Source organism: Acidovorax sp. DMC1, from assembly GCF_056314325.1.
In genome coordinates, this window is the sequence record NZ_JBQUYO010000001.1 from 271,063 (window position 1) to 287,188 (window position 16,126).

12 protein-coding genes are annotated in these 16,126 nt (G+C 67.4%); 7 read left to right on the forward strand and 5 right to left on the reverse strand.

The window, feature by feature from the left end:
* Window positions 1-4 precede the first annotated feature (4 nt).
* Window positions 5-697: an ankyrin repeat domain-containing protein gene (locus ACT531_RS01275; RefSeq protein WP_476016207.1), complete on the forward strand. Its 693-nt coding sequence runs from the start codon at window positions 5-7 to the stop codon at window positions 695-697.
* A 78-nt stretch (window positions 698-775) separates the two neighbouring features.
* On the opposite strand, the gene dbpA is transcribed toward ACT531_RS01275, so the two are convergent.
* Both dbpA and ACT531_RS01285 read right to left on the reverse strand, forming a co-directional pair.
* Window positions 776-2,194: an ATP-dependent RNA helicase DbpA gene (dbpA, locus tag ACT531_RS01280; RefSeq protein ID WP_056745567.1), complete on the reverse strand. Its 1,419-nt coding sequence runs from the start codon at window positions 2,192-2,194 to the stop codon at window positions 776-778.
* Window positions 2,195-2,227: 33 nt separating this feature from the next.
* Window positions 2,228-3,508: a DUF4010 domain-containing protein gene (locus ACT531_RS01285; protein WP_476016208.1), complete on the reverse strand. Its 1,281-nt coding sequence runs from the start codon at window positions 3,506-3,508 to the stop codon at window positions 2,228-2,230.
* Between the two features lie 158 nt (window positions 3,509-3,666).
* On the opposite strand from ACT531_RS01285, the gene ACT531_RS01290 reads away from it, so the two are divergent.
* From ACT531_RS01290 to ACT531_RS01305, 4 genes are all read left to right on the forward strand, one after another.
* The gene (locus ACT531_RS01290) at window positions 3,667-5,730 is read left to right on the forward strand and encodes a putative bifunctional diguanylate cyclase/phosphodiesterase (protein WP_476016209.1); all 2,064 of its coding nucleotides are present in this window, start codon (window positions 3,667-3,669) and stop codon (window positions 5,728-5,730) included.
* A gap of 46 nt (window positions 5,731-5,776) precedes the next feature.
* Window positions 5,777-7,258, forward strand: a complete 1,482-nt coding sequence (locus ACT531_RS01295) for an AMP nucleosidase (protein ID WP_476016210.1) — start codon at window positions 5,777-5,779, stop codon at window positions 7,256-7,258.
* A 24-nt stretch (window positions 7,259-7,282) separates the two neighbouring features.
* Window positions 7,283-8,419: a GGDEF domain-containing protein gene (locus ACT531_RS01300; protein ID WP_476016211.1), complete on the forward strand. Its 1,137-nt coding sequence runs from the start codon at window positions 7,283-7,285 to the stop codon at window positions 8,417-8,419.
* A 116-nt stretch (window positions 8,420-8,535) separates the two neighbouring features.
* A complete protein-coding gene (locus tag ACT531_RS01305) occupies window positions 8,536-9,471 on the forward strand; it encodes an ATP-binding cassette domain-containing protein (RefSeq protein WP_209816342.1) in 936 nt (311 codons plus the stop codon).
* On the opposite strand, the gene ACT531_RS01310 is transcribed toward ACT531_RS01305, so the two are convergent.
* From ACT531_RS01310 to ACT531_RS01320, 3 genes are all read right to left on the reverse strand, one after another.
* Complete coding sequence (locus ACT531_RS01310) at window positions 9,446-11,857, reverse strand: putative bifunctional diguanylate cyclase/phosphodiesterase (RefSeq protein WP_476016212.1); 2,412 nt, start codon at window positions 11,855-11,857, stop codon at window positions 9,446-9,448. The genes ACT531_RS01305 and ACT531_RS01310 overlap by 26 nt on opposite strands.
* A 59-nt stretch (window positions 11,858-11,916) precedes the next feature.
* Entirely contained in the window at window positions 11,917-13,119 is a 1,203-nt protein-coding gene (purT, locus tag ACT531_RS01315) for a formate-dependent phosphoribosylglycinamide formyltransferase (protein WP_476016213.1), read from the reverse strand.
* A 166-nt stretch (window positions 13,120-13,285) separates the two neighbouring features.
* Window positions 13,286-14,002, reverse strand: coding sequence for a TetR/AcrR family transcriptional regulator (locus ACT531_RS01320; RefSeq protein ID WP_015012395.1), 717 nt, complete (start codon window positions 14,000-14,002; stop codon window positions 13,286-13,288).
* A gap of 89 nt (window positions 14,003-14,091) precedes the next feature.
* On the opposite strand from ACT531_RS01320, the gene ACT531_RS01325 reads away from it, so the two are divergent.
* Both ACT531_RS01325 and ACT531_RS01330 read left to right on the forward strand, forming a co-directional pair.
* Window positions 14,092-15,072 (forward strand): VOC family protein, encoded by a 981-nt coding sequence (locus tag ACT531_RS01325; protein ID WP_476016214.1) that lies wholly within the window; start codon window positions 14,092-14,094, stop codon window positions 15,070-15,072.
* Window positions 15,069-15,977, forward strand: a complete 909-nt coding sequence (locus tag ACT531_RS01330) for a c-type cytochrome (RefSeq protein WP_476016215.1) — start codon at window positions 15,069-15,071, stop codon at window positions 15,975-15,977. Before ACT531_RS01325 ends, ACT531_RS01330 begins: the two co-directional genes overlap by 4 nt.
* Window positions 15,978-16,126 lie beyond the last annotated feature (149 nt).

A 16,126-nucleotide genomic window follows, 5' to 3' on the forward strand; every position in this document is an offset into this window, starting at 1 on the left:
CCCCATGAAGCCGTGGAATCTTGTTTTCGCCCTGGCCGCCGCACTGGCCTGTGCCACCCCGGCCCAGGCCCAGGTACCACCCACGACGGCCGAAACAGCGGCCTACCAGGGCCTGCATGCCGCTGCGGCGCGGGGCGATGTGCCCAGGCTCACCCAGCTGATCGCAGCGCGGGCCGACGTGAATGCCCGCGATGGCTACGGGCGCACGCCACTGCATGTGGCCACCTATGCGCGGCAGGCCGATGCCATCCGCGCCCTGGCCCAGGCTGGGGCCGACCTGAATGCGCTGGAGAACGACCGCTACGACGCCGTGACCATCGCCGCCGTGGCCGACGACGAGGCCACGCTGCGCGTGCTGCTGCAGCTGGGCGCCAGCGCCAAACAGGTGACCAGCCGCTACGACGGCACGGCCCTGATCGCCGCCGCCCACCTGGGGCACGACGGCGTGGTGCGTCAGTTGATCGCCGCCGGAGCGCCGCTGGACCATGTGAACAACCTGCACTGGACGGCGCTCATCGAGTCCATCGTGCTGGGCAACGGCGGTCCGCGCCACCAGGCCACACTGCAAGCCTTGCTACAGGCGGGGGCCAGCCAGGCACTGACCGACCGGCAGGGCAACACGCCCCAGCCGCTGGCACGCCAGCGGGGCTTTGGAGAGATGGTGCGGATGCTGGAGGCTGCCGCAGCACGGCGCTGATGCCGCCAGTGCAGGACGCGCACCCACTATCAAATTGATAGCTATTGGCGCATGATTGACTAGCGCATCCGGCGCTTTTTACTCAAAGTCCTGGGTTCCCGTCACCAGGCGGGCCTTCACGGTCTTGCCCTTCACCCGGCCCTGGTTCAGGCGCTGGGCAGCTTGGGCGCCGATGGCACGGTCCACCGCCACATAGGTGGAGAAGTCGTTCACGTTGATCTTGCCGATCTGCTCTCGGGTGTAGCCCATCTCACCGGTCAGCGCGCCCAGCACGTCGCCCGCACGGATCTTCTCCTTGCGGCCACCGATGATCTGGATGGTGACCATGGGCGGCACCAGCGGGCCGTTGCCGGTCGGTGTCAGGTCGGCCACAGGGAACCAGCGCGACTCTCGGCCCTGCAGTTGCTCGATCTTGCCCACGCTGCCCATCTCGTCCAGGCTGGCCAGGTTCAGCGCCAGCCCTTCGGCATCGCCCCGGCCCGTGCGGCCGATGCGGTGGATGTGCACCTCGGGGTCAGGTGTCACGTCCACGTTGATCACGGCGGCCAGGTTGGCAATGTCCAGCCCGCGCGCGGCCACATCGGTGGCCACCAGCACCGAGCAGCTCTTGTTGGCAAACTGCACCAGCACCTGGTCGCGCTCGCGCTGCTCCAGCTCGCCAAACAGCGCCAGCGCGCTGAAGCCCTGGGCCTGCAGCACGGCCACCAGGTCGCGGCACTGCTGCTTGGTGTTGCAGAACGCGATGGACGAATCGGGCCGGAAGTGGTTGAGCAGCAGCGACACGGCATGCAGGCGCTCGCTGTTCTTCACCTCGTACCAGCGCTGCTCGATCTTGCCCTCGGCATGCTGCGCCTGCACGGTGATCTGCTCGGGCGACTTCATGAACTGGGCGCTCAGCTTGGCGATGCCCTCGGGGTAGGTGGCCGAGAACAGCAGGGTCTGGCGCTCTTTGGGACACTGCTTGGCCACCACGACGATGTCGTCGAAGAAGCCCATGTCGAGCATGCGGTCAGCCTCGTCGAGCACCAGGGTGTTGAGCGCCTCCAGCGTCAGGTGCTGGCGCTCCAGGTGGTCCATCACCCGGCCAGGCGTGCCCACCACGATGTGCGCGCCATGCTCCAGGCTCAGCATCTGGCCGCGCAGCGGCACGCCGCCGCACAGGGTCACGACCTTGATGTTTTCTTCGGCGCGCGCCAGGCGGCGGATTTCAGTGGTCACCTGGTCGGCCAGCTCGCGCGTGGGGCACAGCACCAGGGCCTGTACCGCAAAGCGGCGGGGGTTGAGGTTGGCCAGCAGCGCCAGCGCAAACGCGGCGGTCTTGCCGCTGCCGGTGCTGGCCTGGGCGATCAGATCCTTGCCCAGCAGGGCGGGCGGCAGGCTGGCCGCCTGAATGGGCGTCATCGTGGTGTAGCCCAGCTGCTGCAGGTTGGCCAGCATGGCGGGGCTCAGGGCCAGCGCGCTGAAATCAGTGCGGGCTTGGTTTTCTTTGGAGGTCATGGGCCGATTATCCGGCCCGCCCTCCATCGGCCGCTATGCCAGCAGGGCCAGCACCCCCACAAAGGCCAGGGTGTGTGCCAACACGCCCGGCGCCACCGCCAGGGCGTAGCGCCAGCCCCCGCTCGCCAGGGCCACCACACATTTGCTGCCCGCATGCACCAGCAGCGCGGCCATCAGGGCTTGCGCGATGGCGGGGGCGAACGCGCTGTCCGGACCGCCGCGCACCAGCACAGCGGCGGTGGCGGCGTGCACGTCGGCCAGCGCCGCCAGCAACGCGCCAGCCAGCATGCCTGCATCGCCCTGCCAAGCGGTGAGCACCTGCACGCCGACCTGGATGCCCGTGAGCAGGGCTGCGATCAGCAAGGCATCGCGCAGCTTGAACATGGGGGTATCTGGTGGGACGACCCAAGCCCCATCCACCCCGGCATCTGCCGCCGTGGCCGTACGGCGCCCCGCGCCCCGCCCACCCCACCAGCCCACAGCCGCCGCCACGCACCCGCCTGCCAGCGCGGGCAGCCACAGCCGCGCCAGCCACTGGGGCTGCACCGTGGCGGCCACCACCAATATCTGTGCCATGGTGGCCACACACGACAGCACCGCAGCCCCCGCGTTGGCGCGCGCCGTGGCCCCGCCCGCGCGCACCTCCATGCCCAGGCTGCCGATGGTGGCGGTGCTCGACACAAAGCCAGACGCCAGCGCCGACAACGCCACCGCGTGGCGCGCCTGCATCAGCCGCTTGGCCAGGTGCGCCAGCGACTGGATCACCAGCAGCACGATGACCAGGCGCACGACCACCTGTGGGTTCAGCACGCCTTGCCACAGGGGCGTGTTGGGGGCCAGCGGGTACACCAGCAAGGCCAGCGCGGCCAGAATGAGCCCGCTGCGCACCTCGCCGGGCTGCAGCCACTGGTTGGAGAACTGGTGCAGCGCGTCCCGCAGCGCCAGCAGCCCCGTCACCACCACCGCCAGGGCGGCGGCCAGCAACTGGTCGCGCGCGCAGGTCACCCCGATCACATAGGCCAGCAGCAGGGCGATCTCGGTGGTCACACCCGGGTCGCCGGACCGGTCGCGCGCATAGGCCACCACGGCCAGTGCTGCCACCAGGGCAGCCCCCACCGCCACCAGCGCAGGCACGGCCGTGAGCGCCGCCGCCGCGCCCGCCAGGGAGGCCAGCGTGAACGACCGCACCCCGGCCAACGCACGGTCGGGCCCGGCGCCCTTGCGGCGCTCGCGCTCGATGCCCATGAGCAAACCACAGCCCGCCGCGCTCGCCAATACGGCCAGCGCGCTGGAAAACCCGCCAAACTCCTGCATGGGACGCCCACACCTTTCCTGTTGATCGTGATTGCGGCAACGCAGCATGGTGACAGAAAGACCGGCCGCACAGCGCCTCCAGCCAGCGAACATGCGGAATTGCCCCAAGGCTGGGAGTCAGGTGGATCGGCTATAACGAATCCCACCAGCGCCAGCCCATGCAAGACCGCCCCCACGCAGCCCCCGCCCCTGGCCCCAGCGGCTCCAGCGATGCATTGCTGCGCCTGATTGCCGACTCGGTGCCGGCGCTGATGGCCTACTACGACCTGCCCGGCCTGCGCTGCCAGTTTGCCAACCAGGGCTATGCCGCCTACAACGGCCACAGCACCGAATCCATCCTGGGCCTGACGGTGCAGGAAGCGATTGGCGACAAGGCCTGGCAGGCCATCCAGCCGCACGTGGAGCGTTGCTCGCACGGTGAGCGCGTGAAATACACCCGCGAGCAGATCCTGCCCAATGACGAGGTGCGGATGATCGAGGTCAACCTGATTCCACACTTTGACGGCGCGGGGCAGCAACTCGGCTCCTTTGTGCTGATCACCGACATCACCGAGCGCTGGCGCGCCGAGCGCGAGGTGCGCCAGAGCGAAGAGCGCATGCGCAAGTTCACCGAGGCCACGGACGAGGCCATCGTGTTCCACCGCGACGGCCTCATCACCGACGGCAACGAGGCGCTCACCCGGCTCACAGGCTACAACCTGCACGAAGTCACCGGCCTGTCGATCTTCAACTTCATCAGCTCCGAATGGCGCGCCACAGCGCTGGAGTACACCCGCAGCGGACGGGAGGACCCTTACGAGGTCACCATCTGCCACAAGGACGGCCATGCCATCCCCGTCGAGGTCGTCGGCAAGACCATGCCCCTGCACCACGCGGACTACCGCATCGTGGTGGTGCGCGACATCACGGCCCGCAAGCAGGCGCAGGAACGCGAGGCCTTCATCGCCCTGCACGACACCCTCACGCAGCTGCCCAACCGGCACTTCCTGATGGAGCAGCTGTCGCAGGTGCTTTCGCTGGCGCGCAGGCGCCACGGCCGCGTGGCCGTGCTGTTCATGAACCTGGACCATTTCAAGACCGTGAACGACTCACTGGGCCACCACGCGGGCGACCAGCTGCTTCGCAACGTGGCCGAGCGCCTGCGCAACGGCGTGCGCGACGCCGATGTCGTGGCCCGGCTGGGTGGCGACGAGTTTGTGGTGGTGCTGACCGACATCCAGACGCCCGATGACGCAGCCATGGTGGCCGACAAACTGCTGGACTCGATGCATGGCGTGTTCACGGTCGATCACCTGCCGCTCACCATCTCCCCCTCCATAGGCATCAGCCTGTTTCCGGACCACGGCGCCAGTGCCGACGTGTTGCTCCGCTGTGCCGATGCGGCCATGCAGCACGCCAAAGAAAGTGGGCGCGGCAACCGCCAGTTCTACGCCGCCAGCATGGACGCCAGCGCCCTCGATGTGCTGCACCAGGAGCGCCTGCTGCGCGACGCCATCGTCCGCAACGACTTCGAGCTGCACTACCAACCACAAATACGCCTGGCCGACGGCACGCTGCAAGGCCTGGAAGCGCTGGTGCGCTGGCGCCACCCCGAGCGGGGACTGGTCGGGCCGGATGAGTTCATCACCTTCTCTGAATCGCGCGGCCTCATCACGCCCATCGGCCGCTGGGTCATGCGCGAGGCCTGTCGCCAGCTCAAGGCCTGGCAAGACGAGGGCCTGGCCCCGGTGCCCGTGGCCGTCAACCTCTCGGCCCTCGAATTCCGCCAACGGGACGTAGCCGCCGAGATCGCCGCCGTGCTGCTCGAAACCGGCCTCGCCCCGCAGTACCTGGAGATTGAACTGACGGAGTCCGTGCTCATGCACCAGACCGGCCAGGTGCTGGACACCCTCAACGCGATCAAGGCCCTGGGCGTGGGCATCTCCATCGACGACTTCGGCACGGGGTATTCATCGCTGGCCTACCTCAAGCGCTACCCCATCGACAAGCTCAAGATCGACCGATCCTTTGTGGCCGACACCCCAGAGAACACCGACGACGTGGCCATCGTCACCGCCATCATCCAGATGGGCCGCAGCCTCCAGCTCCAAACCGTGGCCGAAGGGGTGGAAACGCAGGCGCAAATCGACCTGCTGGCGGGACTGGGGTGTGATTTGATCCAGGGGTTTGCGGTGTCAGCCCCTTTGGACGCAGAGGCAACAGAGCGCTGGTTGCGCGGGTAACACATTCCTTGCCTTCCCGGCCTTCTGGCTTGTGGACAATAGGGGAATGCCCATCATCCCCGACTTCATCGCCCCCACCCGCCACACCGACCCGGCCGACGCCCTGGCCCAGGTGCAGCGTATTTACCAACAACAAATCGGTCACCTGCGCGACGCCATGCAGCGTTTTGTGGCGGGCGAGACGCCCGAGGGCGCGGTGCGCGCGTTCTACCCGTTTGTGCGGGTACACACCACCACCGTGGCGCGGGCCGACACGAAGCTGGCCTATGGTTTTGTGGAAGGCCCCGGGCGGTATGAAACGACGTTGACCCGGCCCGACCTGTTTGCCAACTATTACGCCGAACAGTTCCGCCTGCTGCGCGCGGCCCACAACGTGGAACTGGAAGTGGGCACCAGCACCCACCCCATCCCGATCCATTTCTCGTTCGCCGAGCACGACCACATCGAGGGCACGCTGACCCAGGCCCGCCGCATGCTGATGCGCGACGTGTTCGACCTGCCCGACCTGGCCGCCATGGACGACGGCATCGCCAACGGCACCTGGCAGGCCGCGCCTGGCGAGGCGCAGCCGCTTTCGCTGTTCACCGCGCCGCGCGTGGACTACTCGCTACACCGCCTGCGCCACTACACAGGCACAGCGCCCGAGTGGTTCCAGAACTTCGTGCTGTTCACCAATTACCAGTTCTACATCGACGAATTCGTGCGCCTGGGCCACGCCGAGATGGCCAAACCCGACAGCGAATACATCGCCTTCATCGAACCCGGCAACGTGGTCACGCGCCGCGTGGGTCTGAGCGCCGAAGCCGGCGACGAGCTGGGCGCAGCCCCGCCCCGTCTCCCGCAGATGCCCGCCTACCACCTGATGCGCAAGGACGCGAGCGGCATCACAATGGTCAACATCGGCGTGGGCCCGGCCAACGCCAAGACCATCACCGACCACATCGCCGTGCTGCGCCCCCACGCCTGGATGATGCTGGGCCACTGCGCGGGCCTGCGCAACAGCCAGCAGTTGGGCGACTACGTGCTGGCCCACGCCTATGTGCGCGAGGACCATGTGCTGGACGAAGACCTGCCGCTGTGGGTGCCCATCCCGGCGCTGGCCGAGATCCAGCTGGCGCTGCAGCAGGCGGTGGCCGATGTCACGCAGATCAGCGGCGCAGACCTGAAGCGCGTGATGCGCACCGGCACCGTGGCCAGCACCGACAACCGCAACTGGGAGCTGCTGCCGGACAACACGCCGCAGCGCCGCTTCAGCCAGAGCCGCGCCGTGGCGCTGGACATGGAAAGCGCCACCATCGCCGCCAACGGCTTCCGCTTCCGCGTGCCCTATGGCACCTTGCTGTGTGTGAGCGACAAGCCTCTGCATGGCGAGATCAAGCTGCCCGGCATGGCCAACCACTTCTACCGCGAGCGGGTGGACCAGCACCTGCGCATCGGCATGCGCGCCATCGAGATCCTGCGCAACGGCGGCGTGGACCGCCTGCACAGCCGCAAGCTGCGCAGCTTTGCCGAGGTCGCATTTCAGTAAACGACTGGCCCGAGGCCGCTGCGCATGCCACTGGATTTCCTCACCCTCATGACGGTCATGGCGGCCAACCTGTTCATGATCTCGGCCGCGCTGCCGCTGATCATGGGCCGGGACGTGAGCCGCGCCGCCCGCAACATGCAGGCCAGCATGCTGCTGCAGGCGGTGGCCTGGTCGACCATCATCGCCTCGGCCACCCTGTGGGACCAGGCCCTCTCCACCCTGTCGATTGCCTGCAACGCGGCCGCGCAGTGGATGCTGTACCGCGCGCTGGAGGAATGGCTGGGCCCCCGCCCCTTGCGCCGCGTGCTGCTGGTGTTGGTGATTGCCGCCCCGCTGGGCTACACCCTGGGTTTTGGGCACTACGCCTGGCGCGTGGGCTGGGCTAACTTTTTGATGGCCACCATTTTATGCATCGTTGCGCGCGCCACCCTGGCGCCCGTGGTGGAGGCCAACCTGCGCTGGCGCAGCCTGCTGATGGGCTGCCTGCTGACGTCGGCCGCTTTCACGCTGGCGCGGGGCATGCTGGGCGCCTTCACCGACCAGTACCCGAGCTTTCGCACGCCCCATCCCGTCAACCTGGCAGCTGCTGTGGCCACCAATGTGAGCCTGGTGCTGGGCACCGTCGCCCTGCTGGTGGCGTGGCGGTCGGAGGCCGAACACAAGCTGCGCACGCTGGCGATGACCGATGGCCTCACCGGCGTGCTCAACCGGCGAGGCTTCACCACCCAAGGCAGCAGCCTGCTGGCACACGCCGCACGCCACCAGTTGCCCATGACGGCAATGATGCTGGACCTGGACCACTTCAAGCAGGTCAACGACACCCACGGCCACGAGGCCGGAGACCGCGCCCTGCAACTGTTTGCCCGCCTGCTGGGCGACACCTGCCGCAGCGGCGACCTGGTCGGGCGCCTGGGTGGCGAGGAGTTTGGCGTGCTGCTGTTGCACAACAGCGCACCCGCTGGACTGGCCCTGGACCGGCGGCTGCGCAGGCATCTGCATGCCGTCAGCGTGGCAGAGCTGGGCTTTGCGCTGGACTACAGCGCCGGGATGGCCGTGCTGCAGCCCGGTGAGGCGGACTTGGCAGAACTGATGGCCCGAGCCGATGGCGCACTCTACGCAGCCAAGACGGCGGGCCGGGGGCGGCTGGTCGCAGCAGAATGAGTCGATCAGTCCTTTTTTGATAGCATCCGGCGCAATATCCACTAGCGCCTGTGGCATATTCTGGCAAAAATTTCGCCCCGGGCACCACGAGCGTACTCGTCGCACACAATCCCTCCATGACCGCACTTTTTGAAGCCCTGCACCTGCGCAAACGTTATGGCGAGACCACGGTGGTGGACGACGTGTCCTTCGCCATTGCTCCCGGCGAATGCCTGGGCGTGATCGGCCCCAACGGCGCGGGCAAGACCACCACCATCCGCATGTGCCTGGGCCTGGCGTCGCCCGACGGTGGCGAAGTGCACTTCACGCCGCAGCCGGGCACCGCACCGCTGCTGATGCCCCGCGATGCGCTGGCCATCAAAGCGCAGTTGGGCGTGGTCACCCAGTTCGACACACTGGACCCAGACTTCACCTGCGCCGAAAACCTGCGCGTCTTCGGCCGCTACTTCGGCCTGAAGGGCGCTGTGATGGACGAGCGTGTACCCCAATTGCTGGAGTTTGCCGCCCTCACCCACAAGGCCAATGCCAAGCCGGGTGAGTTGTCCGGCGGCATGAAGCGGCGCCTGTCGCTGGCGCGCGCGCTGGTCAACAACCCGCGCCTGCTGCTGCTGGACGAGCCCACCACCGGCCTGGACCCGCAAGCCCGCCATCTGATGTGGGAGCGGCTGCAATTGCTGCTGCAGCAAGGCAAGTCCATCCTGCTGACCACCCACTTCATGGACGAGGCCGAACGCCTGTGCTCGCGCCTGCTGGTGCTGGACCATGGCCGCAAGATCGCCGAAGGCCGCCCGCGCGAGCTGATTGCCCAGCACCTGGAGCCCGATGTGGTGGAAGTGTTTGGCGTGGGTGCCGTGCAGATGGCGGAAGACGCCGCGCTGCGCACCCTGGCCGCCCGCGTGGAGGTCAGTGGCGAGACCGTGTTTTTCTACACGCAGAATGCGCAGCCGCTGTTGCAGGCGCTGGGCCAGCACGGCCACCTGCGCACGCTGCACCGGCCCGCGAACCTGGAAGACCTGTTCCTCAAGCTCACCGGGCGGCAGATCCGCGAGTGATACCGACCGGGGAGCCGGCCACCCGGCCCTGCCACCAGTTTTCCAGATCTTGTGGCGCACAAGGCTGGGAAAAGAGGTAGCCCTGCAGTTCGTCGCAGCCCAGCCGTGCCAGCCACTGGGCTTGGTGCTCGGTTTCCACCCCCTCGGCCACCGTGCGCAGGCCCAGCTTTTGCGCCAGGGCCACGATGGCGTCCACGAGCGCTTCGCCCCGGTCGTTGCTCCCCAGGTCGTTGACGAAAGAGCGGTCAATCTTGAGCTTGCGCACCGGAAACCGCTTGAGCTGGCTGAGTGACGAATAGCCGGTGCCGAAGTCGTCAATGGCCAGCTGCACGCCCAGCGACGTGAGGCGTTGCATGGTCTGCAGGGCCTGCTCCACGGGCTCCATGATGGAGCTTTCGGTGATCTCCAGTTGCAGCAGATGGGACGGGCACCCCGTGCGCTGCAAGGCGCGGTCCACCACCCGGTCCAGGTCGGGCTCCTGGAACTGGCGCGCCGACAGGTTCACCGCCACCGGTATTTCGCCCCATCCGGCATCCAGCCACCGGCGCGCCTGCGCGCAGGCCTCGTTCAGCACCCATTCGCCCAGGGGCACAATCAGCCCCGTGTCTTCCGCAATGCCGATGAACTGCAGTGGCGACACGAGCCCCCGCTCCGGGTCCGCCCAGCGCACCAGCGCTTCGACCGAAGACACCTGGCCTGTCCGCGCATCCATGATGGGCTGGTAGTGCAAGCGCAGCCCGCCGTGTTCGATGGCGTGGCGCAGGCCGGCTTCCACCCGCAAGCGCTCGGTCAGCACCTCGGTCATGTGCTGGCTGAAGAAAGCCAGCCGGTTGCCGCCGAGGTCCTTGGCGTCGTACATGGCCACGTCTGCATTGCGCAGCAACAGGTCGCCGGAGTCTCCATCCTGCGGGAACACGGCGATGCCCAGGCTGGTGCCCAGCAACCAGCTGGATGCGCCGGTCTCGACGGGCAGCGTCAGCGCCCGCAAGATGCGCCGCGCCATCGGCTCTACCACCGCCGCGTCCGGCAGGTCGGGCAGCACCACCACAAACTCATCCCCTCCCAGCCGCGCCACCACGTCGCCAGGGCGTACGCAGCCCTGCAGCCGGGCCGCCACCTCCCGGAGCAAGGCATCGCCCCGTGCATGGCCCAGGCTGTCGTTCACCCCTTTGAACCGGTCCAGGTCCATGGCCAGCACCGCCACGCAGTGCGCCTGCTCCCGGGCCCGCTCCAGCGCCGCGTCCAGCCGTTCGGTCAGGCTGTAGCGGTTGGCCAGATGCGTCAGCGGGTCGCGCCGCGCCTGGCGCTCCAGCGTTTCGGTGTGCTGCGCGATGGACTGCTGCTGACGCAGCAGCGACTCCGCCATGCGATCCAGCGCGCGGGCCACCTGCCCCAGCTCGCCGGGGGGATAAGGTGCGCCGATGGGTTCGGCGTAGTTGCCCGCGTCCAACCGGCCAATGGCGCGAATGGCACGCATGGCGTGGCGGCGGACAGAAAACTCCACCAACAGCCAGGCCGCCACAAAGACCACCGCCGCCAGCGCCAGCACCCCCAGCAGTGCACGGCGGAACTGGCGCTCCACGGGGCCTCGCAAGTCGTCTTCAGGCACGGCCAAGGCCAGGCGCAAGTCCGCGCCTTGCGAGCGCGGCAGCGGGGCGCGCACCCACACACGCCGCACGCCATCGCTGCCCTCCATCAGGGCATGACCGTCGGCAGGCTGCAGCATGAAGGCACGTTCAGCCCCGCCCGCAGCCAAGGACGGCACCTCGGGCCGGTGGAAGTCCATGACCACGGATCCATCGGCATTCCAGACCTGCAGATTCATGCGCTCGTAGCGCTGCGCATGCACCATGGTCTGGCCGTAGTCCTGCATGTCCAGCGAGGCCAGCAGGATGAAGCGCAAAGCCCCCGCAGGGTCGCGCACCGGGTAGGCCACCTGCAGCACGCCTTTGCCCGTCAGGCGGCCAATGGCGGCCTCCAGCACCGGGCCTGTGGCCGTCTGCGCCCGCTGGAAGTAGCTGCGGTCGCGCAAATCCAGCGCCCGGCCGCTGCGCAAGGAATCGCAAAACAGGGAGCCGTCGGGCTGGATGGTGAGGATGCCGGTGTACTGCGGATGCTCCTTGAGGACATCCGCCAGAAAGTCCGAGCAGGCCGCCTTGTCGCCCGCGGCCAGCAGGGGCACGCGCCCCAGGCCAAACAAGAGCTGCCCCGTGCCCGCGATCTTGTCGTCCAGATCGCTCGCGATGATGCTGGCCCGGGCCACCAAACGGTCACGCGCCTGGGTGGTGGTGGCCGACCGGAACTCCAGCAGGAGCCACACAAGGGCCGGCACCGGCAGCAAAGAGGCCGCCAGCACCAGCCACAGAATGCGTGCACTCAGGCTCACAGGGTTGCTCCTTCACAAGCGCCATGGCACCGGCCTGCACCTGCTGCAGGCCTGGGTCATCAGGCCGCGCGGGGCCTCACCTTGCCCGCAGCCAGCTTGGCGTTGGCCCGCGCGCTGTCCACATTGTCGGCACGCGCCAGCGCCACGCCCATGCGGCGCTTCACAAAACTCTCGGGCTTGCCAAACAAGCGCAGGTCGGTGCCCGGCACGCGCAGAGCGTTGTCCACACCGTCAAACACGATGCCCTGGGCCTCAACGCCGCCGTAGATGACGGCACTGGCGCCCGGGTTGCGCAGGCTGGTATCCACCGGCAGGCCCAGGATGGCGCGGGCGTGCAGCTCGAACTCGCTCTGGTGCTGGGTGCACAGCGTCACGAGGCCGGTGTCGTGCGGGCGCGGACTCACTTCGCTGAACCACACGTTCTCGCCCTTCACGAACAGCTCTACACCAAACAAACCCTGGCCCCCCAGGTTGTCAGTCACGGCCTTGGCGATCTGGCGCGATTTTTCGAGTGCTGCCGGATGCATGGGGTGGGGCTGCCAGCTTTCCACATAGTCGCCGCTCACCTGCACATGGCCGATGGGGTCGCAAAAGCTGGTGACGATCTGGCCGTCCGCACCCACAGAGCGCACGGTGAGCTGGGTGATTTCGTAGTCAAAGTCGATGAAGCCCTCGACGATCACGCGGCCGTGGCTCACGCGGCCACCGGCCATGGCGTAGTCCCAGGCTTTTTGCACGTCGGCCGGACCGTCGATCTTGCTCTGGCCCTTGCCGGAGCTGCTCATCACAGGCTTGACGATGCAGGGGTAGCCGACACCGGCATCAATCGCCGCCTGCAACTCTTCGAGCGAGTTGCAGAACTTGTAAGGGCTGGTGGGCAGGCCCAGCGTCTCGGCAGCCAGCACACGGATGCCTTCGCGGTCCATGGTCAAGCGCGCGGCGCGGGCGGTGGGGATCACCCGCACGGTGCCCGCGGCTTCCAGCTCTTCGAGCATGGGGGTGGCAATGGCTTCGATCTCGGGCACCACCAGGTGCGGGCGCTCGGCTTCGATCAGCGCCTTGAGCTGGGCCGGGTCGCTCATGGTGATGGTGCGCGCGTGGTGGGCCACCTGCTGGCCGGGCGCGTTGTCGTAGCGGTCGACGGCGATGGTCTCGACCCCGAGACGCTGCAGCGCAATCAGCACTTCCTTGCCCAGCTCGCCCGAGCCCAGCAGCATGACTTTGGTGGCGTGGTGGGACAGGGGGGTTCCGAGGGTGGTCATGGTGGTAGTGCTTTCGTTGGGGGATGGGCCAGAGCACCGTGGGAGAGGCGGGCAATCCACGGCGCGAGCACAACTTTACGGCATCTGGGCGCTGACCAATCAGGCAGCCCCCGGTTGCCCCATCGCGCCGCTGGCACCACCCACCCACATCGTTGCAATGGCTTTGCTAGGAGCTTGCGCGGGGTGATTTTCGCCGCGCGGTAACGGCCCCTGCAGCAGCCTGCGTGGTGAACGCTGGCAGCGGCCGCGCCATGACCTCGGCCGCATCGGCCGCCGCCATTCCCAGCCCGCGCAGCACCATCTGCAGCAGTGCGTTCACAAACGCGGGAGAGTCAGCCACCTCCCCTTGCGCAATGCGCACCTGCGCGCGGATGCAGGTACCGAACACCATGTCGATGGCGGCCTCTTCATCCACCACATCAAATCGCCCCTGCGCTTTCGCTCGCCGCAGATCGGCCAAGGAATACGGCTTGACCAGTTCAATGGCCTGGGGGTGGGCCATCGCCAGCTGAATCATCAGCAGGGCCCAGGGTGCGCTCACTTCCGCCAGCCAGAGGAACCGCCGCATGCCGATGCTCATGCGCTGCGCCCCGTCCTCAATGTGCTGGTAGCTCTGCACCACACGCTCGTTGAGCGTGGTGAACAGCGCCAGAGCCAGCGCTTCAAAGATCTCTTCCCGCGTGCTGAAGTGGTTGTAGACCGTGCCGGGCGCCATGCCGGCCACGCGCGCGATCTCCTGAATGGTGGTGCCGGCCACGCCCCGCGATGCGATCACCTCCACCGTGGCGTGCAGCAGTTGCCGCCGCGTGCGTTCGCGCTTGGACGGCCGCTCGCCTTCGCCCGGCAGGAGGAAGCGCGCCAAAGGCTCCGGCAGCGGGGGCATTGACGGAGCACTATAAATTGATTCAGAATTCATTTTTGAACAGTCAATTCAATTTTCAATTGTTTAATCAATTTCAGGAGCATACCGCCATGCTGAATTCCCTCCGCCTTGCCTATCTGGTGTTTGAAGCCCGCAAACCCGCCCGCTGGGAGCGGTTCATGAAAGACATGCTCGGGCTTCCCGCGCCCACCGTCCATGCCGACGGCAGCACAGGCTGGCGTGTGGATGGTGCCAGCCAGCGCCTTGTGGTGACGCCAGGTCCCCGTGACGACCTGGCGGCCGTGGGCCTGGAATGCGCCGATGAACACGAACTGCGCCAGTTGGTGCAACGCTTGCAAGCAGCCGGGCACCGTGCCCAGCAAGGCGATGCCGCTCTTTGCAGCCAGCGCAAGGTCCAGCACCTCTGGCATGTGAACGACCCCGAACAGGGTCGCGTGGAGCTGTGCGTGGGCCTTGCCGAAGCGGCGACGCCGTTTGCCAGCACCGCCTTTCCCGATGGCTTTGAAACCGGCGCGCTGGGTCTGGGGCATGTCGTTCTGGTCGCGCAGGACCTGGCCGCGATGGAGGCGTTTTATGGCGGACTGCTGGGGTTCGGCGTGACAGAGCGACTCCAGACGCAAGTGGGCCCGGTCCACATCCGTGGCACGTTCATGCATTGCAACCAGCGCCACCACTCGCTCGCGCTGTTTGACCTGCCGTCCTCGTTCCGCATTCACCATTTCATGTTGCAGGCGCGCAGCCTGCGCGATGTGGGGCGGGCGTTCGAGCGGGCCGAGTCGCTGGGGCTGCCCATCGACCTGGACCTCGGACAGCATCCAGAGCCGGACGGCACCTTTTCGTTTTACGCAGAGACACCCTCCGGTTTTGCGTTTGAAATCGGAGCGCAGACCCAAGCCATCGACCCAACGGGCTGGCAGACCATGCACACCCACGAGACCAGCACATGGGGCCACCAGCCGCGGCTGCGCCTGAAGCTCAAAATGGCACGCGAGCTAATCAAGTCGCGCTTCCGAGGGCGCCGCTGGCACCCGAGCCAGGCCGCCGGCACGGCTACGGGAGCAACATCATGAAGCGCTGGTTGCGACGAACCCTCTGGGCGGGAGCGGCCCTGGCCGCGGTGGCCACAGCCCTCATCGCTGGCGGCACACAGATGGCTGAGCGCAAGATGAATCGCCCGCTCGCGCTCGAAGTCGCCTCGCCCGCCATCGTGCAGGACGCCGCCAGCATCGAGCGCGGCCGGTACCTGTTTGCCTCCCGTGGATGTGTGGACTGCCACGGGGCGAACGGTGCGGGGCGCACCTTCATAGACGATGCCAACGGCCTGCTGGTACGCGGCCCCAACCTGACACCTGGCGCAAACAGCGTGGTGGTGGGCTACCGCAGCGCCGACTGGGATCGCGTGGTGCGCCATGGCATCAAGCGCGACGGTCGCCCGGCCCTCATCATGCCCAGCGAGGACTACAACCGCTTCACAGACCAGGACCTCGCAGCGCTCGCGGCCTATGTGCAGCAATTGCCCGCTGTGGATGGCGAACCCGGCATCGTCCGGCTGCCGGTGCTTGTGAAGCTGCTCTACGCCGCCGGGGTCGTGAAAGATGCCTACGAGAAGATCGACCACACGCTGCCTGTACAGACGCCGGTGGCCGAGGGCGTCAATGTGGCGCATGGCGCCTATGTGGCCAATATGTGCATGGGCTGCCACGGTGAAAAGCTGGCTGGAGGCAAGATTCCCGGAGCGCCCCCAGACTGGCCGGCCGCCTCCAACCTCACATCGGCCCCGGAAGGCGCCATGCACCGCTACCTCAGCGCACAACAATTCCGCCAGATGCTCACCACGGGCACACGCCCCGACGGCTCAGCGGTCAGCACCGTCATGCCTTTCGGCTCGCTCAAGTCCATGAGCCAGACCGACGCCGACGCCCTGTACCTGTACCTCAAGGCGCTGCCACCCGTACCCACCGGCAGCAAACGCTAGCACCCGCACACGCCATTTTTGCAAGGTGCGTTGGCGATGCCCCAGGGCCAGACACAAGCGCGCAACGAAGTCGGGGAGCCGCCCCAGCGAGGCTCGGAAACGCAGAGGACGGCCCGGCGGGGCGAAGCAGGCGCAAAACTTGCGAAGCA